Annotated in this window: 16 protein-coding genes; 11 read left to right on the top strand and 5 right to left on the bottom strand. The window is 70.9% G+C overall.

What is annotated here, in order from left to right; translation table 11 throughout:
• Positions 1-191: 191 nt before the first annotated feature.
• The 8 genes from metH (at position 192) to FH610_RS04625 (ending at position 11,311) form a co-directional block, all read left to right on the top strand.
• Complete coding sequence (metH, locus tag FH610_RS04660) at positions 192-3,656, top strand: methionine synthase (RefSeq protein WP_139573005.1); 3,465 nt, start codon at positions 192-194, stop codon at positions 3,654-3,656.
• Positions 3,657-3,737: 81 nt separating this feature from the next.
• Complete coding sequence (locus tag FH610_RS04655; protein ID WP_139573004.1) at positions 3,738-4,379, top strand: HAD family hydrolase; 642 nt, start codon at positions 3,738-3,740, stop codon at positions 4,377-4,379.
• A gap of 69 nt (positions 4,380-4,448) precedes the next feature.
• Positions 4,449-4,958, top strand: a complete 510-nt coding sequence (locus FH610_RS04650) for a cellulose synthase (RefSeq protein ID WP_139573003.1) — start codon at positions 4,449-4,451, stop codon at positions 4,956-4,958.
• A gap of 366 nt (positions 4,959-5,324) precedes the next feature.
• Positions 5,325-6,317 (top strand): ABC transporter permease, encoded by a 993-nt coding sequence (locus FH610_RS04645; RefSeq protein WP_139573002.1) that lies wholly within the window; start codon positions 5,325-5,327, stop codon positions 6,315-6,317.
• A gap of 52 nt (positions 6,318-6,369) precedes the next feature.
• Positions 6,370-8,145 (top strand): ABC transporter substrate-binding protein, encoded by a 1,776-nt coding sequence (locus FH610_RS04640; RefSeq protein ID WP_139573001.1) that lies wholly within the window; start codon positions 6,370-6,372, stop codon positions 8,143-8,145.
• A gap of 90 nt (positions 8,146-8,235) precedes the next feature.
• Positions 8,236-9,255: an ABC transporter permease gene (locus FH610_RS04635; RefSeq protein WP_139573000.1), complete on the top strand. Its 1,020-nt coding sequence runs from the start codon at positions 8,236-8,238 to the stop codon at positions 9,253-9,255.
• Positions 9,252-10,277 (top strand): ABC transporter ATP-binding protein, encoded by a 1,026-nt coding sequence (locus tag FH610_RS04630; RefSeq protein ID WP_139572999.1) that lies wholly within the window; start codon positions 9,252-9,254, stop codon positions 10,275-10,277. The genes FH610_RS04635 and FH610_RS04630 overlap by 4 nt, the downstream gene beginning before the upstream one ends.
• Positions 10,274-11,311 carry an ABC transporter ATP-binding protein gene (locus FH610_RS04625; RefSeq protein WP_205825550.1) on the top strand — a complete coding sequence of 346 codons (1,038 nt, stop codon included), beginning with the start codon at positions 10,274-10,276 and terminating at the stop codon, positions 11,309-11,311. Before FH610_RS04630 ends, FH610_RS04625 begins: the two co-directional genes overlap by 4 nt.
• A 211-nt stretch (positions 11,312-11,522) precedes the next feature.
• On the opposite strand, the gene FH610_RS04620 is transcribed toward FH610_RS04625, so the two are convergent.
• The 4 genes from FH610_RS04620 to FH610_RS04605 form a co-directional block, all read right to left on the bottom strand.
• On the bottom strand, positions 11,523-12,206 hold the full coding sequence (locus FH610_RS04620; RefSeq protein ID WP_139572998.1) for a response regulator: 684 nt from the start codon (positions 12,204-12,206) through the stop codon (positions 11,523-11,525).
• Between the two features lie 97 nt (positions 12,207-12,303).
• Positions 12,304-13,518, bottom strand: coding sequence for a sensor histidine kinase (locus tag FH610_RS04615; protein WP_139572997.1), 1,215 nt, complete (start codon positions 13,516-13,518; stop codon positions 12,304-12,306).
• 152 nt (positions 13,519-13,670) lie between these two features.
• Positions 13,671-14,531 (bottom strand): RecB family exonuclease, encoded by an 861-nt coding sequence (locus FH610_RS04610; RefSeq protein ID WP_139572996.1) that lies wholly within the window; start codon positions 14,529-14,531, stop codon positions 13,671-13,673.
• Between the two features lie 66 nt (positions 14,532-14,597).
• Positions 14,598-15,542, bottom strand: coding sequence for a sensor histidine kinase (locus FH610_RS04605; RefSeq protein ID WP_139572995.1), 945 nt, complete (start codon positions 15,540-15,542; stop codon positions 14,598-14,600).
• Between the two features lie 232 nt (positions 15,543-15,774).
• On the opposite strand from FH610_RS04605, the gene FH610_RS04600 reads away from it, so the two are divergent.
• Positions 15,775-16,944, top strand: a complete 1,170-nt coding sequence (locus FH610_RS04600) for a site-2 protease family protein (protein ID WP_139572994.1) — start codon at positions 15,775-15,777, stop codon at positions 16,942-16,944.
• Positions 16,945-17,131: 187 nt separating this feature from the next.
• Positions 17,132-18,676 (top strand): FHA domain-containing protein, encoded by a 1,545-nt coding sequence (locus FH610_RS04595; protein ID WP_139572993.1) that lies wholly within the window; start codon positions 17,132-17,134, stop codon positions 18,674-18,676.
• A 41-nt stretch (positions 18,677-18,717) separates the two neighbouring features.
• Here FH610_RS04595 and FH610_RS04590 read toward each other — a convergent pair whose 3' ends face one another.
• Positions 18,718-19,308 carry a TetR/AcrR family transcriptional regulator gene (locus FH610_RS04590; protein ID WP_139572992.1) on the bottom strand — a complete coding sequence of 197 codons (591 nt, stop codon included), beginning with the start codon at positions 19,306-19,308 and terminating at the stop codon, positions 18,718-18,720.
• Between the two features lie 52 nt (positions 19,309-19,360).
• Here FH610_RS04590 and FH610_RS04585 point away from each other — a divergent pair, with 52 nt between their 5' ends.
• Positions 19,361-20,281: a carbohydrate kinase family protein gene (locus tag FH610_RS04585; RefSeq protein WP_139572991.1), complete on the top strand. Its 921-nt coding sequence runs from the start codon at positions 19,361-19,363 to the stop codon at positions 20,279-20,281.
• Positions 20,282-20,290: the final 9 nt, after the last annotated feature.

Genomic DNA, 20,290 nt, shown 5'->3' with positions numbered 1-20,290 from the left:
GTATGGCTCAGTCCAAGACTATTCGGTGAGGGGCCCCGTACGTCACCTCCGCCGGGCACCGGCCCGTCGCGCTGCGCCGACCTGCGGCGCCGCGCCGGCGGACGTGGGCCCGCCGTCCCTCACGCAACCGGTATTCCCGTTTCGCGCGCGCGGACGATATTCCATCCGGCGGGGCCGATAGGCTTGCCTCCATGACCAGCAGACCGTCGTTCCGAAAAGTGCTGTCCGAGCGAGTTCTGATCGCCGACGGAGCCATGGGGACGATGCTGCAGTCCTACGACCCCACCCTTGACGACTTCCAGGGCCACGAGGGCTGCAACGACGTGCTCAACGTGAGCCGTCCCGACATCGTGCGGGCCGTGCACGACGCGTATCTGGAGGTGGGCGTCGACTGCGTCGAGACCAACACCTTCAACGCCAACCGTGCGGCCCTGGGCGAGTACGGCATCGCGGACCGCATCTTCGAGCTCTCCGAGGCCGGCGCGCGGCTGGCCAGGGAGCGCGCCGACCACTGGTCGACGCCGGACAGGCCCCGGTTCGTCCTCGGCTCGATGGGCCCCGGCACGAAGCTCCCCACGCTCGGCCACCTGCCGTACGAGACGCTGCGCGACGCCTACCGCGACAACGCCGCCGGCCTGATCGCGGGCGGGGCCGACGCCCTGATCATCGAGACCTGCCAGGACCTGCTGCAGGTGCGGGCGGCGGTCGTCGGCGCGAAGCGGGCGGTCGAGGCCGCCGGGCGGGACGTGCCGATCATCACGCAGGTCACCATCGAGACCAACGGCGCGATGCTGCTCGGCTCCGAGATCGGCGCCGCGCTGACCGCGATCGAGCCGCTCGGCGTCGACCTGATCGGCCTCAACTGCGCCACCGGCCCGACCGAGATGAGCGAGCACCTGCGCTACCTGGCCAGGCACTCGCGGATCCCGATCTCCTGCATGCCGAACGCCGGGCTGCCGCAGCTCACGTCCGACGGCGCGTACTACCCGCTGAGCCCGGGGGAGCTGGCGGACGCGCACGAGGCGTTCACCCGCGACTACGGGCTCGCGCTCGTGGGCGGCTGCTGCGGCACCACGCCCGAGCACCTGCGCCAGGTGGTCGAGCGGGTGGGCGGGCGCGCCCGCGGCGAGCGGCGGCCCCGCCCGGAGGCGGGGGCGGCGTCGCTCTACCAGCACGTGCCGTTCCGGCAGGACACCTCCTACCTCGCCATCGGCGAGCGGACCAACGCCAACGGCTCCAAGGCGTTCCGCGAGGCGATGCTGGCCGGCGACTACGAGGAGTGCGTGGAGATCGCCAGGGCGCAGGCCCGCGACGGCGCGCACATGCTCGACCTGTGCGTCGACTACGTCGGCCGCGACGGGGTCGCCGACATGAAGGAGCTGGCGTTCCGGTTCGCCACCGCCTCGACGCTGCCGATCGTGATCGACTCCACCGAGCCCGCCGTGCTGGAGGCCGGGCTGGAGATGCTCGGCGGCCGGGCCGTGGTCAACTCGGTGAACTACGAGGACGGCGACGGCCCGGACTCGCGCTACCAGAAGATCATGCGCCTGGTGAAGGAGCACGGCGCGGCCGTGGTCGCGCTGACCATCGACGAGGAGGGCCAGGCCCGCACCGCCGAGGGGAAGGTGCGCATCGCCACCCGGCTCATCGAGGACCTGGTGAACACCTGGGGCATGCGGGTCGAGGACATCATCGTCGACTGCCTGACGTTCCCGATCGCGACCGGTCAGGAGGAGACCCGGCGCGACGGCATCGAGACGATCGAGGCGATCCGCGAGCTCAAGCGCCGCTACCCGGGCGTGCAGACCACGCTGGGCGTCTCCAACGTGTCGTTCGGCCTCAACCCGGCGGCCCGCATGGTGCTGAACAGCGTCTTCCTCAACGAGTGCGTCAACGCGGGGCTCGACTCCGCGATCGTGCACGCCTCCAAGATCCTGCCGATGAACCGGATCCCGGACGAGCAGCGGCAGGTCGCGCTCGACCTCGTGTACGACCGCAGGCGCGAGGGCTACGACCCGCTGCAGCGGTTCATGGAGCTGTACGAGGGCGTGGACGCGGCGTCCATGAAGGCCGGCAAGGCGGCCGAGCTGGCCGGGCTGCCCCTGTGGGAGCGGCTGAAGCGGCGGATCATCGACGGCGAGCGCAAGGGCCTGGAGGCCGACCTCGACGAGGGCCTGGCGCAGCGGCCGGCCCTGGAGATCATCAACGACGTGCTGCTCGACGGCATGAAGGTCGTCGGCGACCTGTTCGGCTCCGGCGAGATGCAGCTTCCCTTCGTGCTGCAGTCGGCCGAGGTGATGAAGACCGCCGTGGCCTACCTCGAACCGCACATGGAGAAGGTCGAGGGCAGCAGCAAGGGCCGCATCGTGCTGGCCACGGTCAAGGGCGACGTCCACGACATCGGCAAGAACCTCGTGGACATCATCCTGTCCAACAACGGCTACGACGTGGTGAACCTCGGCATCAAGCAGCCGGTGTCGGCGATCCTGGAGGCCGCCGAGGAGCACCGCGCCGACGTGGTCGGCATGTCCGGGCTCCTGGTCAAGTCCACGGTGGTCATGAAGGAGAACCTCGAGGAGATGAACTCCCGGGGCATCGCGGACAGGTATCCCGTGCTGCTCGGCGGCGCCGCCCTGACCAGGGCGTACGTCGAGCAGGACCTGGCCGACCTCTACCGGGGCGAGGTCCGGTACGCGCGTGACGCGTTCGAGGGCCTGCGCCTCATGGACGCCTTCATGGCGGTCAAGCGAGGTGAGGACGGCGCGACGCTGCCGCCGCTGCGCGCGCGGCGGGTGAAGACCGGCGCCGTGCTGAAGCGGACCGCCGAGGAGGACCTGCCGGCCCGCTCCGACGTCGCGGCCGACAACCCGGTGCCCGCCCCGCCGTTCCTCGGCGACCGGATCGTGAAGGGCATCCCGCTGGCCGACTACGCCGCCTTCCTCGACGAGCGGGCGACGTTCATGGGCCAGTGGGGCCTCAAGGCCGCCCGGGGCGGCGAGGGCCCGTCGTACGAGGAACTGGTCGAGACCGAGGGCAGGCCACGGCTGCGGATGTGGCTGGAGCGGCTGCAGACGGAGAACCTGCTGGAGGCGGCGGTCGCCTACGGCTACTTCCGCTGCGTCAGCGAGGGCGACAACCTCATCATCCTGGACGACGACGGGAAGGAGCGGACCCGCTTCACCTTCCCGCGGCAGCGGCGCGACCGGCACCTGTGCCTTGCCGACTTCTTCCGCTCCCGCGAGTCCGGGGAGACCGACGTCGTCGCCTTCCAGGTGGTCACGATGGGCAACCGGATCAGCGAGGCCACGGCCGAGCTTTTCGCCAAGGACGCCTACCGCGAATACCTGGAGCTCCACGGTCTGTCGGTGCAGCTCACCGAGGCGCTGGCCGAATACTGGCACGCGCGGGTGCGGTCGGAGCTCGGCATCGGCGGCGACGAGTCGCTGGCCGACATGCTCAAGGTGAACATCGCCGGCTGCCGCTACTCCTTCGGCTACCCGGCCTGCCCCAACCTGGAGGACCAGGTGCAGGTCGTGGAGCTGCTCGACCCCGCGCGCATCGGCGTGACGCTGTCGGAGGAGTTCCAGCTCCACCCGGAGCAGGCGACCTCCGCCCTGGTCGTCCACCACCCCGAGGCGAAGTACTTCAACGTCTGACCGGCCGCATGGGCGTTCACGTGCCCCCCTTACCATGTTGGTCCCCCCCTGATCGGGGGTCTCACCGGGGGAAGGGGCCACGTGGACGCCGTGCTGTTCGACATGGACGGGTTGCTCGTCGACACCGAAGGGGTGTGGTTCGAGGTCGAGACCGAGGTGGTCACCCGCCTCGGCGGGGCCTGGGGCCCTGAGCATCAGGAGCAGCTCGTGGGCGGCTCCTGGGACCGCACCGTCGCGTACATGCTGGAGCTGACGCAGGCCGACGTCGACCCCATGGTCGTGGGGGAGTGGTTGATCGACGGCATGGAGAGCCGGCTGTCGAGAGGCGTCGAGCCCATGCCGGGAGCCCTCGACCTACTGCGCGGGCTCGGCGACCAGGGCGTGCGCACGGCGCTGGTCACCTCGTCGCTGCGGATCATCGCCGACGCCGTGCTCAAGGCCGTCGGCCGGGAGCACTTCGAGATCGTCGTGACGGCCGACGACGTCACGCGCACCAAGCCGCACCCGGAGCCGTACCTGACCGCGGCCGGCCTGCTGTCGGTGGACCCGGAGCGGTGCGTGGCGCTGGAGGACTCGCCGAACGGCGTCGCCTCGGCGACCGCCGCGGGCTGCCGCGTCGTCGCCGTGCCGGGCGTCCTGCCGATCGCCCAGGCGCCCGGGCGGGTCGTCATGCCCTCGCTGCTCGACGTCGACGTGGACTTCCTGCGGTCGCTCGTCCGGTAGCGCGGGCCCCCGCGTCCCCGCCTTCGGGGTGCCAGGATGGGGGTACGCCGTGGACGAAGGGGACCCGCCATGACATTCAACGACATCGCCTGGCTGCCGCTGTGCGCCGGCCTCACCGCGGTGGGCGTCGGGCTCAGTTACCTGACCTTCCGGCGTAGGGGGGTGACGGCCGGCCTGCGGGCCACCGCATGGTCCCTGCTGCCGCTGGCGGCCTACCTCACCGGCGCGCTGCAGACGCTCTGGAACATCGGCGCGGCGGCGGTGGGCTTCGTGACCGGCCTGGTCCTGTCGCCCGCGGTGTGGGCCGGGGTGGTCCTGGCCGGGCTGTCGGCGCTGCTGTTCGTCGTCTCCGGCACGCTGCGCGGCCGTGCCCTGTCCCGGACCCGTACGGCACGGCCGGAGCCGGGCGGCGCCGCCGCGACGCCTGAGCGGCCTGCCGCGCCTAAAGCGGCCACGTCTCAAACGGCCACGCCTAAAACGGCACAGACCGGGAAGACGGCACCACGACAGGTGGAACAGCCCGCAGGGGATGATTTCTCCGACATCGAGGCCATTCTCAAGCGCCGGGGAATCAGCTGATCATCCCACATCGTGGGACGAAGTTACCGGCCAGTGCAATGTTACAGTTCCACGACATAATCGAAACCGGACGCGGACAAACCCTTCAAGATCAACACGAATGAGTTTCGCGTGAATCACAGTTGAGCCACAGGGCGCCTCTGGGGACTGGTCAGCCCAGCTCAGACCATAGATTCTGCCTCCGGGGGTCGCACACCACGCGGCCCCTTCGGACAATGTCGTCTGGGATCCAGGGGGCCTGCACCAAATGGCCGTGCGAGGCAAGGTCGTGAGCGGCCGCCGCTTCTCTGTCGCCGGATCGATCCCGGGCTACCCCGAGCGCGTCACCGCGGGCGCGGTCCGCTCGGGCAGGGCGAAGGAGGATCGATGACCGCGCCGATGGACGTCACCGGTGGGGACGCGCAGGCCACGCCGGAGGCCGTCGTCGACGCGTCGGGCGGCAAGGCGATCCAGGGCCGGTCCCTCGGTCAGATCGCATGGATGCGGCTCAAGCGCGACAAGGTCGCCCTGGCCGGCGGTCTGATCGTCATCTTCCTGATCCTGGTCGCGGTCTTCGCGCCGGTGATCGCCGGGGCGTTCGGACAGGACCCGACGCAGTTCAACTCCGACCTCATCGACTCCTCCACGATGGCGCCCAAGACGGGCACCGGCATCAGCGCCGACCATCTGTTCGGCATCGAGCCGGTCAACGGACGCGACATCTTCAGCCGGGTCGTGTACGGCGCCCGGATCTCGCTGCTCATCGCCTTCCTGGCCACGCTGCTCTCGGTGGTCATCGGGACCCTGCTCGGGGTCACCGCCGGATACTTCGGCGGTCTGGTCGACTCGATCATCAGCAAGACCATGGACGTCTTCCTGGCGTTCCCGATCCTGGTCTTCGCGATCGCGCTGGCGGGCATCGTCCCCGACTCGGCGTTCGGCCTGACCGGCGACACGCTGCGCGTCTCGCTGCTGGTGTTCATCATCGGTTTCTTCAACTGGCCGTACATCGGGCGCATCATCCGGGGGCAGACGCTGTCGCTGCGCGAGCGGGAGTTCGTGGACGCGGCGCGCAGCCTCGGGGCGCGCGGGCCGTACATCATCTTCCGCGAGCTGCTGCCGAACCTGGTCGCGCCGATCCTCGTCTACGCGACGCTGCTGATCCCCACGAACGTCCTGTTCGAGGCGGCGCTGTCGTTCCTCGGCGTCGGCGTGCGCCCGCCCACCCCCACCTGGGGCGGCATGCTGTCGGACGCGGTGCGGTTCTACACGATCCCGCACTTCATGTTCTTCCCCGGCATGGCGATCTTCATCACGGTCCTGGCGTTCAACCTGTTCGGCGACGGCCTGCGGGACGCTCTCGACCCGAAGGCCCGCTGAGCCCCTCCCTTCCCCGTAAAGTCCCCCGGCTCCTATCACCAAGGGGTTTGCAATGCTAAGAAGAAGACTGGGTGTGGCGGCCACCGGCGCCGTGCTCGCCCTCGCCGTGGCCGCCTGCGGCGGCGGTTCGGGCAGTAGCGCGCCGTCGTCCTCCGGCGGCGCCGCCGCCGGCTCCGACACCAAGAGCGAGTTCAACGCCGCCCTGACGCAGGTGGTCAACCCGTCGGACAAGAAGGGCGGCATCCTCAAGTTCGCCAACGGCGGTGACTGGGACTCCCTCGACCCGGGCGACACCTACTACGGCTACTCCTGGAACTTCATCCGCCTGTACGGCCGCTCGCTGCTGATGTTCAAGTCCGGCGTGGGCAAGGAAGGCAACCAGCTCGTCCCCGACCTCGCCGAGGACATGGGCAAGCCGAGCGACGACGCCAAGACCTGGACGTACAAGCTCAAGCAGGGCATCAAGTTCGAGGACGGCACCCCGGTCACGTCCAAGGACGTGAAGTACGCCGTGGAGCGGTCGTTCGACAAGGAGGTGTTCCCCGACGGGTACACCTACTTCAACGACTTCCTCGCCTGGCCGAAGGACTACAAGGGCGCGTACAAGTCCAAGGACGTCAACACCGACAGCGCGATCGAGACGCCCGACGACAGCACGATCGTCTTCCACCTGAAGCAGCCGCTGAGCAACTTCGACTACTTCGCCCAGCTTCCCGCCACGATCCCGGTCCCCAAGGACAAGGACACCGGCGCGAAGTACAAGGAGCACATCATCTCCACCGGGCCGTACAAGTTCGAGAAGAACGAGATCGGCAAGGGCTTCACGCTGGTCCGCAACGACCAGTGGGACCCGGCGACCGACCCCAACCGCAAGGCGCTGCCGGACGGCTACGAGGTCTCCACCAACGTCAACGCCGATGACATCGACAACCGGATCATCGCCGGCGACCTCGACGTCGACGTCGCGGGCATCGGCGTGCAGTCGGCGGCCCTCGGCCGGGTCCTGCCCGACCCCGCGATGAAGGCCAACTCCGACAACCCGACCAGCACCCGCCTCTGGTACACCTCGATCAACGGCAACGTCCCGCCGCTCGACAACATCGACTGCCGCAAGGCCGTCCAGTACGCGACGGACAAGGTGGCCCTCCAGACCGCCTGGGGCGGCGAGTTCTCCGGCGGCCAGATCGCGACCAGCCTGCTGCCGCCGGCGATCCCCGGCCACGAGGACTTCAACCTCTACCCGCCGGGCGCCGACAACAAGGGCGACCTGACCAAGGCCAAGGAGGCGCTGACCGCCTGCGGCCAGCCCAACGGCTTCGAGACCAACATCTCCTACCGCGCCGAGCGGCCGAAGGAGAAGCAGGCCGCCGAGGCGCTGCAGCAGTCCCTCGGCCGGGTCGGCATCAAGCTCACGCTCAAGCCGTTCCCGCAGGCCGACTACTTCGCGCTGTACGCCGGCAAGCCGGGCTACGCCAAGGACAACAAGATCGGCCTGGCCATGAACGGCTGGATGTCCGACTGGCCCGACGGCTTCGGCTTCCTGCAGCAGATCGTCGACAGCCGCGTCATCCGCGACACCGGCGGCTCCTCCAACATCAGCGTCCGCGACCCCGAGGTCGACAAGCTCATCGACCAGGCGATGAAGGAGACCGACACCAACGCCCGCAACGCGATCTGGACCCAGATCGACAAGAAGGTCATGGAGGACTCCTTCATCCTGCCGAACGTCTGGACGAAGACCCTGCTCGTGCGCAGCAAGAACGCCACGAACATCTTCGTCAACGAGGCGTACGGCATGTACGACTACCTCGGCATGGGCGTCAAGTAAGCGCCCGCCGAGACCAGACAGATCCGATAGACGCGTGAACGCGGCAAGGGGGCCGGTCCGACCGGGCCGGCCCCCGGAGCCGGGGGGACTGTGGTCACATACATCATCCGGCGGCTGATCTGGGCGGTCGTGATGCTCACCATCGTGAGCATCGCCACGTTCGCCATCTTCTTCCTGGTGCCCCGCCTGGCGGGCGCCACCTCGGAGAGCCTGGCCGCGCGCTACGTGGGGCGCACCGCCTCGGCGGAACAGGTGAAGATCGCGGCTGAGAAGCTCGGCTTCAACGATCCGCTGGTCGTGCAGTACGGGCGGTTCGCCAAGGGCATCGTCGCCGGCGCCGACTACGACTACGGCCCCGGCGTGGAGCACTGCCCCGCGCCCTGCTTCGGCTACTCCTTCCTCACCCGGCTCCCGGTCTGGCCGGACCTGCTCAACCGGCTGCCCGTGACGATCTCACTGGCCATCGGGGCCGCCGTCATCTGGGTGATAGCCGGTGTGGCGACCGGCGTGCTGTCCGCGCTGAAACGCGGCAGCCTGTTCGACCGGGCCGCGATGGGCGTCGCCCTGGCCGGCGTCTCGCTGCCCATCTTCTTCACCGGCATCGTCTCGCTCGTCGTCTTCAGCTACGGCAATCCGTTCCGCATCACCGCCCCGGGCGGCAGCTTCACGCCGTTCGAGGAGAACCCGGCCATGTGGGCCTACAACCTGATCCTGCCGTGGATCACGCTGGCCTTCCTGTATGCCGCCGGGTACGCGCGGCTCACCCGGGCGGGCATGCTGGAGACGATGAACGAGGACTACATCCGCACCGCACGGGCCAAGGGCCTGAACGAGCGGGCGGTCGTGGTCAAGCACGGCCTGCGCGGCGCGCTGACCCCGATTCTCACGATCTTCGGCCTCGACCTCGGCCTGCTGCTCGGCGGCGCCGTGCTCACCGAGAGCACCTACTCGCTGCCCGGCATGGGCAAGTACGCGATCGACGCGATCCTCGCCCAGGACCTGCCGAAGGTCATGGGCGTGACGCTCGTCGCCGCGTTCTTCGTGGTCTTCGCGAACCTGATCGTCGACCTCCTGTACGCCGTCGTGGACCCGAGGGTGAGGCTGGGATGAGCTTCCTGGAACTGAAGGACCTGCGCATCCACTTCCCGACCGACGACGGCCTGGTCAAGTCGGTCGACGGGCTGTCGTTCACGCTGGAGCGGGGCAAGACGCTCGGCATCGTCGGCGAGTCCGGCTCCGGCAAGAGCGTGACCAGCCTCGGCATCCTCGGCCTGCACAAGGGCGGCCGCGCCCGCATCTCCGGGGAGATCTGGCTCGACGGCGAGGAACTCGTCGGCGCCAGCCTGGAGCACGTCCGGACGCTGCGCGGCAAGAAGATGGCGATGATCTTCCAGGACCCGCTGTCGGCGATGCACCCGTTCTACACGGTCGGCGACCAGATCATCGAGGCCTACCGCATCCACAACGACGTCAGCAAGAAGGTCGCGCGCAAGCACGCGATCGACATGCTGGGCCGGGTGGGCATCCCGCAGCCGGACCGGCGGGTGGACAGCTACCCGCACGAGTTCTCCGGCGGCATGCGGCAGCGCGCCATGATCGCGATGGCGCTGAGCTGCGACCCCGAGCTGCTGATCGCCGACGAGCCGACGACCGCGCTCGACGTGACCGTGCAGGCGCAGATCCTCGACCTGATGCGCGACCTGCAGCGCGACTTCAACGCCGCGCTGATCATCATCACGCACGACCTCGGCGTCGTCGCCGAGCTGTCCGACGACATCCTCGTGATGTACGGCGGCAAGTGCATCGAGTACGGCACGTCCGAGGACATCTTCGAGCGGCCCGAGCATCCCTACACCTGGGGCCTGCTCGGCTCGATGCCGCGCCTGGACCGCGAGCCGACCGAGCGGCTGATGCCGATCAAGGGCTCGCCGCCCTCGCTGATCAACGTGCCGTCCGGCTGCGCCTTCCACCCGCGCTGCGTGTTCGAGGAGCGTACGGGCGGCCGGGCCAAGGCGGAGGTCCCCGAGCTGCTGGAGACCGAGGGCGGCCACCTCGTGCGCTGTCACCTGCCGCGCGAGCGGCGGCGCGCCATCTGGGAGAACGAGATCAAGCCGAACCTGGAGGCTTCGTGAACGAGGAGCCCTTGCTGTCCGTACAGGGGCTGGAAAAGCACTTCCCGGTCACGAAGGGCCTGCTCAAGCGGCAGGTCGGCGCGGTCAGGGCCGTCGACGGCATCAGCTTCGACGTGCAGAAGGGCGAGACCCTCGGCCTGGTCGGCGAGTCGGGATGCGGCAAGACCACCACCGGACGCCTCATCACGCGGCTGATCGAGCCGACCGGCGGGAAGATCCTGTTCGAGGGCAACGACATCACGCACATGTCCCAGGGCCGGATGCGTCCGCTCCGCCGGGACGTGCAGATCATCTTCCAGGACCCCTACAGCTCGCTCAACCCCCGGCACACGGTCGGCGCCATCGTGGGCGCGCCGTTCCGGATCCAGGGCATCAAGACCGAGCAGGGCACCAAGAAGGCGGTCCAGGAGATCCTGGAACTGGTCGGCCTCAACCCCGAGCACTACAACCGCTACCCGCACGAGTTCTCCGGCGGTCAGCGGCAGCGCATCGGCATCGCCAGGACGCTCGCGCTCAAGCCCAAGCTGATCATCGCGGACGAGCCGGTGTCGGCCCTCGACGTGTCGATCCAGGCCCAGGTCGTCAACCTGCTCGAGGACCTGCAGAAGGAGCTCGACCTCACCTACGTGGTGATCGCGCACGACCTGTCGGTGGTGCGGCACATCAGCGACCGCGTCGCGGTGATGTACCTCGGCAAGATCGTCGAGATCTCCGACCGCAAGGGCCTGTACGACGCGCCGATGCACCCGTACACCAACGCGCTGCTGTCGGCGGTCCCGATCCCGGACCCGAAGCGGCGCAAGGAACGGGAGCGGATCCGGCTGCAGGGCGACGTGCCCTCTCCGCTCAACCCGCCGCCCGCCTGCCGGTTCCACACCCGCTGCTGGAAGGCGCAGGAGATCTGCAAGCAGGTCGAGCCGCCGCTGGAGACGCTCGCCCCCGGCCACCAGGTGGCCTGCCACTTCCCGGAGAACGCCCCCTCGGGCGGCGGGTCCGCGGCCTCGCCGGAGACGGCCGCCGCTCCCGCGGACTGAGTCTTTCCGCCGGTACGGCCCCCGCCGTCTTCCCCCCAGACGGTCCGCGGGAGCCGTACCGGCGGGGCGTGTTCCGCCACCTCGGCCACGCCCCTGTTACGACGGTATCGGGGCGTGCCTCCACCCGGCATCGGCCTCCCGTACGGCTCTCGCCCGCGACCGTGGGAGGACCGGGGCCCGCCTCGCTACTCCCGTGGTCGTAGACCGAAGGTCAGGAGAAGGCGCCGGGGACGATCAGGCCGGTCTCGTACGCGAGCACGACCGCCTGGACCCGGTCGCGCAACCCCAGCTTGGTCAGCACGTTGCCCACGTGGGTCTTCACGGTCGTCTCGCTGACCACGAGCTGGGCGGCGATCTCGGCGTTCGACATGCCCTTCGCAATCAGGCGCAGCACCTCGAGCTCGCGCTCGGTGAGCCGGTCGAGCCGCGCGGGGGTGGCCTGCTGGTGGGCGGAGGGCAGCCGGGTGGCGAACTTGTCCAGCAGCCGCCGGGTGACACTCGGCGCCACGATCGCGTCGCCGGCCGCCACCACGCGGATCGCCTGGACCAGCTCGTCCGGCGGCACGTCCTTGAGGAGGAACCCGCTCGCGCCCGCGCGCAGCGCCTCCACGATGTACTCGTCCAGGTCGAACGTGGTCAGCACGAGCACCTTCGGCACGTGGGCGCTGGGCGCGGCCTCCCGCACGATGCGACGGGTCGCCTCGATGCCGTCGGTGCCGGGCATGCGGACGTCCATGAGCACCACGTCGGGCAGCAGGGCCCGGGACTGCTCCATGGCCACCGCGCCGTCACCCGCCTCGCCCACGACGGTGACGTCCGGCTCCGCCTCCAGGATGAACCGGAACCCGGTGCGCAGCAGCGGCTGGTCGTCGACCAGCAACACCCGGATCGTCATGATGCGTCCGTCCTGAGAGGGGCGGCGGGCCGCCGGGTGGAGGGGGACACCCTGATCGTCATGGTCTGTCCTTGAAGGGGCTCTGCTTGAGGGGGCTCTACTTGAGGGGGCTGTGATTGAGGGGGAAGTGTGCGCGGACCTCGAACCCGCCCCCGGCGCGGGGACCGATCCGCAGAACTCCACCATAGAGCGCCACACGCTCGCGGATGCCGACGAGGCCGTGTCCCTTGCCTCCGATCCGCGCCGACTCCTCCGCCGCGCCGCGCCCGTCGTCCTCCACGTGGATGCTCAGCTCGTTCGGCTCGTGCCGTACGGTCACCCAGGCGCGGGCGGCGGGCCCGGCGTGCCGCAGGCTGTTGGTCAGCGCCTCCTGCACGAGCCGGTAGGCGGCCAGATCCACCCCTGGCGGCAGGCCGCGCCGTTCGCCCTCGATCCACAGCTGGGTCCGCAGCCCCGCCTCGCGCATCTGCTCCACCAGCGCCGGCAGGTCGTGCATGCCCGGCTGCGGCCCCCGCTCGGCCGGGCCGTCGGTGCGCAGCACGCCGACGATGCTGCGCATCTCCGCCATCGCCGTACGGCCCATCTCCTCGATGGCGGTGAGGGCGTCCCGCGCCACGTCGGGCTTGGTGTCGAGCATCCTGCGGGCGGCGGCGGCCTGGACCGTCATCACGCTGACGTGGTGGGCCACGACGTCGTGCAGCTCCCGGGCGATGCGGGAGCGCTCCTCGGCCCGGGCGGCCCTGGTGTCGGCCTCCCGCGCCCGCTCCAGCCGGTCGGCCCGCTGGACCAGCTCCGCGAGGTAGGCGCGGCGCAGCCGCAGCGCCCGGCCGCACACCCAGCACAGCAGCAGGACGGCGGTGACGACGACGTGGTCGGTCCAGGACGGGGTGATGACCCCGGCGACGGCGCTGGCGACGTAGGAGGCGAAGGAGACGACGAGGGCGGCCAGGCTCAGCGCCAGCCCCCGGCAGGCGGCCACCGAATAGAGCAGCACGAGCCCGCCGAACTCGCTCAGGCCGGGGTCGTAGTGGAGCGTGTCGAGCGCCGCCTGAGGGACGCAGGTGGCCACCAGCAGCACGAAGGGCCGGCTACGCCGCAGGGCCACGGGCAGCGTGCAGGCCGCCGCCAGGATCAGGTTCAGCGCGTCCGTCGGGCGCGGCGATGCGGAGCGCAGCCAACCGGCCTCCTGCCCGGGGGCGGCCGAGGCGATCCACCACAGGGACGCGGTCGTCAGCACCACCGCGAGGATCGAGTCGTAGATCAGGGGATGAGCCCGAAGCCAGGACCGCGTACTGCCGGGGGTGGTGCGCACGTACCAAATCTAGGCGTTCGCCGCCCGCGTCCACCCTGCCCGGGAGGGATATCCCCCCTCCTCCCCACGAAGGAGCCCAAAGGAGGAGTCCGAGCGAGCCTTCGACACGATCGGCGGATGTGAGCGCCCGATGAGCGAAGCGGGAGACACAGTCACAGCTCGTCGCTGGCCGACCTTCTGCTCACGCGGGCGGACAGCCCGGGCTCGCGGTCGGGTACGGGCGGCGGGGTGCCGCCGAACTCCGGGCACAGCGCCTGGTGGTCGCACCAGTCGCACAGCCGCGAGCGGCGGGCGCGCCACTCGCGGGTGCGCACGGCGCGCTCGATGGCCGCCCAGAGCGCCTCGACCTTGCGCTCGGTCGCCCGTAGGTCCGCCTCGTCGGGGACGTAACGGACGATCTCGCCGTTGCCCAGGTACATGAGCTGGAGCATCCGGGGGACCTGGCCGCTGCGCCGCCACAGCGCCAGCGCGTAGAACTTCATCTGGAACAGCGCCTTGGCCTCCCAGTCGCGACCCGGCGCCGTGCCCGTCTTGTAGTCCACGACCCGCATCTCGCCGGTCGGGGCCACGTCGAGCCTGTCGATGTAGCCGCGCAGCAGCAGCCCGCTGTCGAGCACGACCTCGACGTACATCTCGCGCTGGGCGGGCTCCAGCCGCTGCGGGTCCTCCAGCGTGAAGTAACGGTCGACCATGCCACGGGCCTGCGCCAGCCAGGCGTCCCGCTCCCCGTCGTCCTCGAACAGCCCCGCGTAGTCGGGTTCCTCGGCGAGCAGCCGCCGCCACTGGGGCTCCAGCAGATCCTGGGCGGCGGCGACCGTCCGCGCCTCCGCCGGCAGGTCGTACAGCCGTTCCAGCACGGCGTGAACGAGCGTGCCCCTGACCGCGGCGGCCGAGGGCCGCTCGGGGAGCTGGTCGATCACCCTGAACCGGTAGAGCAGGGGGCAGGTCATGAAGTCACCGGCCCGGGAGGGGGAAAGCGCCCCGATGACGGCGCGCTCTTCGGCGAGGGTCATGCCGGAACTGTAGGACACCGGGCCGACAGAACGCTCCCGCCCCTCTCCACGCGCGCCGTGGCGAGCTCAGGCCGAGCCCGACCCCGCGGCGGCGAGGACCGGCACATCACGCCTCACCGGATCGATGGCGGGCAGCCGGACCACGAAGCGCGCGCCGCCGGCGGCGGAGTCCTCGATGTGTATGGTGCCGCCGTGCGCCGAGGCTATCTCCCGGCAGATCGCCAGACCGAGCCCGGCGCCGTGAGGATCGACTCGGAGCGACTTCTCCGACCTGAAGAACCGCTCGAAGAGCCGCTCCCGATCGGCGGGCGGCACCCCGTCCCCGTCGTCGTCGACGGCCATCTCGGCGATGTCACGATCACGCCGCACGGTGACGACGATCGATCGCCTGGCGTGCCGCTGGGCGTTGCTCAGCAGGTTGAGCAGGATCCGGCCGAGCTGTGTAGGCACGCCGTTCACGTACACGCCGGGCTGGAGCCGGAGCAGGACCGGGACGGGTCCGCTCTGCCGGGAGACGTCCTCCTTCACCACCTCGGAGACGTCGACCGGGCGCGGCCGGGTGATCGAGATCCCCGCCCGCAGCCGGCACGACGTGAGGAGGTCGTCGATGATGGATTCCAGCCGGTCGATGTCCCGCAAGCCCTCGCGGAGCAGTTCATCCAGCTCGGTCTCCGGAATGTGAAGCTGCGCCTCCTCGAATCTCACCCGGAGGGCGGTGAGGGGGCCGCGGAGCTCGTGCGAGACGTCGGAGGCGAACCGGGAGCACCGAGCGGCGTGGTCGAGCGCGGCGTTGATGCCCTCGGCCAGCGGGGCCATTCCCGTGCGGTGCTCCGGCTTCTGGATCCGCCCGCTGCCGTCACCGCTGTTGATCTCGTCGAGGCGTCGGCGGAACCGCTCGACGAGGACGGGTTCGGGCCGGACGAGCCGATGCGCCAGCCACCCCACGCGCACGAGCAGCGCCGACGTCAGGGCGCTGGTCATGCTGTCGGACAGGCGCGCGCGCAGGCCCATGTGCGCCCGCCTACCCAGGAGAGCGGGAGTGACCCACACGGCGCGAAAGTGTGTGCGAATTTTTACCCGCGGCACGCGGGAATCCGTATCGGCCGCCGCGCCGGTCCGCCGGCCGCCGCCCAGACCCGCGCGCCGAGACGATCACACGGTGCGCGAGGGGCGGGCGAGCTCTTAGGCTGACCTCACGGCCCGGCGCGTAGCATCGAGGGGCGTGGGAGGGGAAGGCGGCCACATGAGCACACCGGTCAAGGAGTCCACCGGACTTCGGATGGGACGGCCGTTCGGCATCCCGGTTTACGTCTCACCCACCTGGCTCATCGTGGCGGCGTTCATCACGTTCAGCTTCCAGCCGGTTTTCGCCGCCAGTCTTCCCGGATACGGGCTCATAGGCAGCTCCGCGGTGGCGCTCGTCTTCGCCGTCCTGCTCTACGCCTCGGTCCTTCTCCATGAACTGGCGCACTGCGTCGTCGCCAAGTACTACGGCCTGCCGGTGCGCCGGATCACCCTCTACATGCTCGGCGGCGTCTCGGAGATCGAACGTGAGCCCGAGACGGCGGGCCGGGAGTTCAACGTCGCGCTCGCCGGGCCCCTGCTCTCGCTGGGCCTTGCGACGATCGGTTACCTGGTGTCCGCAGTCGCGTTCGTGACCGGTCCCGTCGACCCGCTGTCGATGTTCCTGCACCCGCCCGACGGGCTCGTGCCGGTGCTGATCTGGCAGCTTTGGTCGTCCAACCTGATTGTGGGGATCTTCAATCTGCTGCCCGGGCTGCCGCTCGACGGCGGGCGGATGCTGCGGGCGGCCGTGTGGAAGATCAGGCGTGACGCGGGCACGGGCACGATGGCCGCCGCCTGGGTCGGCCGCGGCGTCGCGGTCGCGGTGGTCGTGGTGCCGCTCCTCATGAACCTCATGGCCGGGCAGGAGCCCGGCATCGGGAGCATGCTCTGGACGGTGGTGCTGGCGTCGTTCATCTGGCTCGGGGCCTCCCAGTCGCTGCGGGTGGCCCGCGTACGGGCCCGGCTGCCGCAGTTGCGGGCCCGGGTGCTGGCCCGCCGGGCGATCCCGGTCACCGCCGAGGTGCCGCTGTCGGAGGGCTTGCGCCGGGCGCGCGAGGCGGGGGCGGGGGCCATGGTGGTGGTCGACCACGACGGGAGGCCGGTCGGCATCGTCAACGAGGCGGCGGTCAACGCCACTCCCGAGCAGCGCAGGCCGTGGGTGAACGTCGGCGCCCTGTCACGCGCCCTGGAGCCCTCGCTCGTGCTCGGCGCCGACCTGGAGGGGGAGCCCCTGCTGGACGCCATGCGGGACACCCCCGCGCCGGAGTACCTGCTCGTCGAGCGGGGCGGCGAGATCTACGGAGTGCTCGCCACGGCCGACGTCAACCGCATGTTCAGCGGTGTGTGAGCGCGGCGTCGCCGGGGACTAGGGTGCTGATCGAGACCGGGGCCGGGCGCCGTCCGGCCGCCCGCCGCGGACTCCGGCAGGCCGGTTCATCACTCTTTTTTGCTACTTTCTGGGGTGATCGATCCGGCACATGGCGTGCCGGCGATGGTGCCGGTCATCCGGTGGCGTTTCCGGAGGGAGAACTTCTGTGACGGAACAGGGCGTGGGGGTGGTCCGCCCGCTGCCGGGGGAGGGCGTGGTCGCCCATCTGAACGGTTTGCTGCTCGTGTGCGCCACCGGCGGCGACCAGCCGGTCGACGACCTGCTGGGCGCGCTGAGCGAGACCGCCACGACGGGCGGGGACGGCCGGGCGCTGGCCCGGCGGGTGGCCCAGGTCCTCGCGCGCGCCATGGACAGGTCGATCGGCGGTGAGCCGGTGGCCTGCGCGGTCGCCGGGCCGGCCGGGGGCGGCGTGGCCGTGCTGGTCAGCGGGGCCGCGTACGCGACCGTGTCGGGCGGCCCCGACGGCGAGGTCCGCCTCGCCGGGCACGACGCGCTGACCTGGACCGACCGTCTCGTCAACGGCCCGGTGTCCCGGGTCGAGTTGCGCCTGCCCGGAGCGGGCCCGTCGAGCCCGTACGCCAGGCTGGACGGCGGTGTGGTCACCGGGGCGGGGCTGGAGTGCGACCTCACCCGGCACGGCGACCTCGCCTTCCCGCCGCTGCCTCCGCGCCCGCCCCAGCCACAGCAGCAGGGGCAGCAGCAGGGCGTGCAGCCCCCGCCCATCGGTGCTCCTGAGCCGATCGCCCCGCGCGGGCCCGTAGTGCCGTCGCCAGTGCCGCCGCCGCCCGTGTCGCCGTTCCCGTCCGGTCCCATGCCGGGCGGCGGGCCGTCGGCCGAGCAGGGGGCGCCGTCCCCGGGATCCTCCCAGCCGCTCGCGCCGCCGCCCGTCCAGCCGCCGTCCCACGTCTCCCAGCCGCTGCCGCCGCTGCCGCCCGCCCTCTCCGACCCGAATCCGCTGCACCACTCGGGGCCGCAGCCGTTGCCCCCGCTGCCCGAACCCGCCGAGGATCGGGGCGCTCCGCACGACCTCAACCCGCCGCACGACCTGAACCTCCAGCACGACCTGGGCGGGCCACACGACCTGGGTGGGCCGCATGATCTGGGCGGGCCGGACGGCCCGCCGAGCGGGCCGTTCGAGCCGGTGCCGCACGCACCCGCCGACGAGGAGCCGGGCGAGGCGACCCAGATGGACGCGGCGCCCGAGCTGGAGCAGCGGCCGATGGTCTACGGAGTCGACTGCAAGAACGACCACTTCAACGACCCGCGCGCGCCCTACTGCGCGGTCTGCGGCATCCCTATCGACCAGCGGGCGGTGGTGCCGTACAAGGGTCCGCGGCCGCTGCTCGGCGTGCTGCTGCTCGACGACGGCATGGCGCTGCCGCTGGAGGCCGACTACCTGCTGGGCCGCGACCCCGAGCGCGCGCCCGAGGTGCAGTCGGGCGAGGCCAGGCCGGCCAGGGTCACCAGCCCCGACGGCTCGGTGTCGCGCCGCCACCTGCGGGTCTTCCTGGACAACTGGGACGTCAACCTGCTCGATCTGGGCTCGGTGAACGGCACCCAGATCCAGCCGCCCGGCGACCCCAACTTCTACGACATCCCGCCGAACGAGCCGGTGCCGATCCTGCCCGGCACGACCGTGCGTGTCGGCGTCTCGCGCACGATGAGGTACGAGCCCCACCGCAACGCCTGACGATCCCGAGGCCGCCGGGGCCACCGGCTCCGGCGGCCGGATCAGGGGCGTAGCCGGTCGATCTCGCTCAGGATCAGCCGTTCCAGCCGCTCGCCTGTGACGTGCGCGGGATACAGCAGCCGGTGCACGCTCAGCCCGTCCACGAGCGCAAGCAGCCGTTCCGCCACGTCCTCCAGGTCCTCGTCCGTACGGATCTCACCGGCCTCGGCGGCGGACCTGAGCAGGCTCGTCACCAGATAGCGGAGCTCGGCGGCCTCCCGCCGCTGGACCTCCAGCAGCGCGGGGCTGGTCAGGCTGCGGCCCCAGAAGCCCACCTCCAGCCCGGTCTCCCCGGCCCGCTCCTCGTCGAGGGGCACGTTGTCGAGCAGCAGTTCGCGCAGCGCCGCCAGGCCGGTGCGGCCCGACAGCTTCTCCCGCAGCCGGTCGGCGATCCGGCGATGGGAGGCCTCCAGGGCCGACAGCAGGATCTCGTCCTTGTCGGCGAAGTAGTGCGTGAGCACCCCGTTGGAGTAGCCGGCCTCCTTGGCGATGGCCCGCGTCGTCGCGGCCTCGATGCCCTCGCGCAGGATGATCCGGCGGGCCGCCGCGACGACCTCACCCCTGCGCTCCTCGTGATTGACGATCTTCGGCATGGTCCACCACCTCGGTTGACATTTTAGTCGGGCGCCCGTCTATTATCCGCTCATGACGGTAGTGACGGTCGGCGTGCATATCGTCGACGTCCTGGCCCGCCCGGTCGAGTCCATCCCGGCCGGTCAGGACACCCACTTGCTGGAGCAGATCCGCATCACCGCGGCCGGTGCGGCCGCGGGCACGGCCGTGGCCCTGGCGAAGATCGGCGTGCCGGTCGCCTCGATGGGCGCCGTCGGCGACGACGAGCTCGGCGACTTCCTCCTGATGATCATGGCGCGGCGCGGCGTCGACGTGAGCGGCGTGGTGCGCAGGGCGGGGGAGCAGACGGCGGCCTCGATCCTGCCCATCCGCCCCGACGGCGGACGGCCGTCGTTCCACGTGCCCGGGGCCAACCTGGGCCTGGCGACCGCCGACCTCGACGCGGACCGTCTCACCGGCGCGCAGGTGGTGCACCTCGGCGGCATGGACGTCACCTGGGGCCTGCACGACCCCGCTTTCTTCGCGCTGCTCGACAAGGCCCGCGAGGGCGGCACGGCCGTCACGCTGGACCTGCTGTCGAACATGCCCGACCTCATGCCCGGCGTCCGCGCGTTCCTGCCCCACGTCGACTACCTTCTGCCGAACGAGGAGCAGGCGCTCATGCTCAGCGGGGCGTCGACGCCGGAGGAGGCCGCGACCGCGCTGCTCGCCGAGGGCCCGAAGGGCGTGATCGTCACTCTCGGGGCGGCCGGCAGCCTCGTGGCCACCGCCGCGGGGCTCACCCGTGTGCCCGCCCTGGACGTGCCGGTGGTCGACACCACGGGCTGCGGCGACGCGTACTGCGCCGGATTCGCCGCGGGACTGCTGCGCGGCCGGGACGTCCTCGGCGCCGCCCGCCTCGGCACGGCCGTCGCCGCGCGGGTCGCGGGCGGGCTCGGCTCCGACGCCGGGCTGGACGGCTTCGTGGCTGACGACCCCGGCCCGGACGCCTGATCCCCGGCT

The organism is Microbispora catharanthi (assembly GCF_006334915.2).
In the GTDB taxonomy this organism is placed as follows: domain Bacteria; phylum Actinomycetota; class Actinomycetes; order Streptosporangiales; family Streptosporangiaceae; genus Microbispora; species Microbispora catharanthi.
Note: the sequence above shows the minus strand (reverse complement) of the source record. Positions and strands in the feature narration are given on the sequence as shown.

What these genes read in the sequence shown, in the direction of transcription:
- FH610_RS04605 (WP_139572995.1), bottom strand. Translation starts at nt 15,542, where the DNA reads ATGGGCCTGCGCGCGCGCCTGTCCGACAGCATGACCAGCGCCCTGACG.
- FH610_RS04620 (WP_139572998.1), bottom strand. Translation starts at nt 12,206, where the DNA reads ATGACGATCCGGGTGTTGCTGGTCGACGACCAGCCGCTGCTGCGCACC.
- FH610_RS04585 (WP_139572991.1), top strand. Translation starts at nt 19,361, where the DNA reads ATGACGGTAGTGACGGTCGGCGTGCATATCGTCGACGTCCTGGCCCGC.
- FH610_RS04630 (WP_139572999.1), top strand. Translation starts at nt 9,252, where the DNA reads ATGAGCTTCCTGGAACTGAAGGACCTGCGCATCCACTTCCCGACCGAC.
- FH610_RS04590 (WP_139572992.1), bottom strand. Translation starts at nt 19,308, where the DNA reads ATGCCGAAGATCGTCAATCACGAGGAGCGCAGGGGTGAGGTCGTCGCG.
- FH610_RS04600 (WP_139572994.1), top strand. Translation starts at nt 15,775, where the DNA reads ATGAGCACACCGGTCAAGGAGTCCACCGGACTTCGGATGGGACGGCCG.
- FH610_RS04610 (WP_139572996.1), bottom strand. Translation starts at nt 14,531, where the DNA reads ATGACCCTCGCCGAAGAGCGCGCCGTCATCGGGGCGCTTTCCCCCTCC.
- metH (WP_139573005.1), top strand. Translation starts at nt 192, where the DNA reads ATGACCAGCAGACCGTCGTTCCGAAAAGTGCTGTCCGAGCGAGTTCTG.
- FH610_RS04645 (WP_139573002.1), top strand. Translation starts at nt 5,325, where the DNA reads ATGACCGCGCCGATGGACGTCACCGGTGGGGACGCGCAGGCCACGCCG.
- FH610_RS04640 (WP_139573001.1), top strand. Translation starts at nt 6,370, where the DNA reads ATGCTAAGAAGAAGACTGGGTGTGGCGGCCACCGGCGCCGTGCTCGCC.
- FH610_RS04650 (WP_139573003.1), top strand. Translation starts at nt 4,449, where the DNA reads ATGACATTCAACGACATCGCCTGGCTGCCGCTGTGCGCCGGCCTCACC.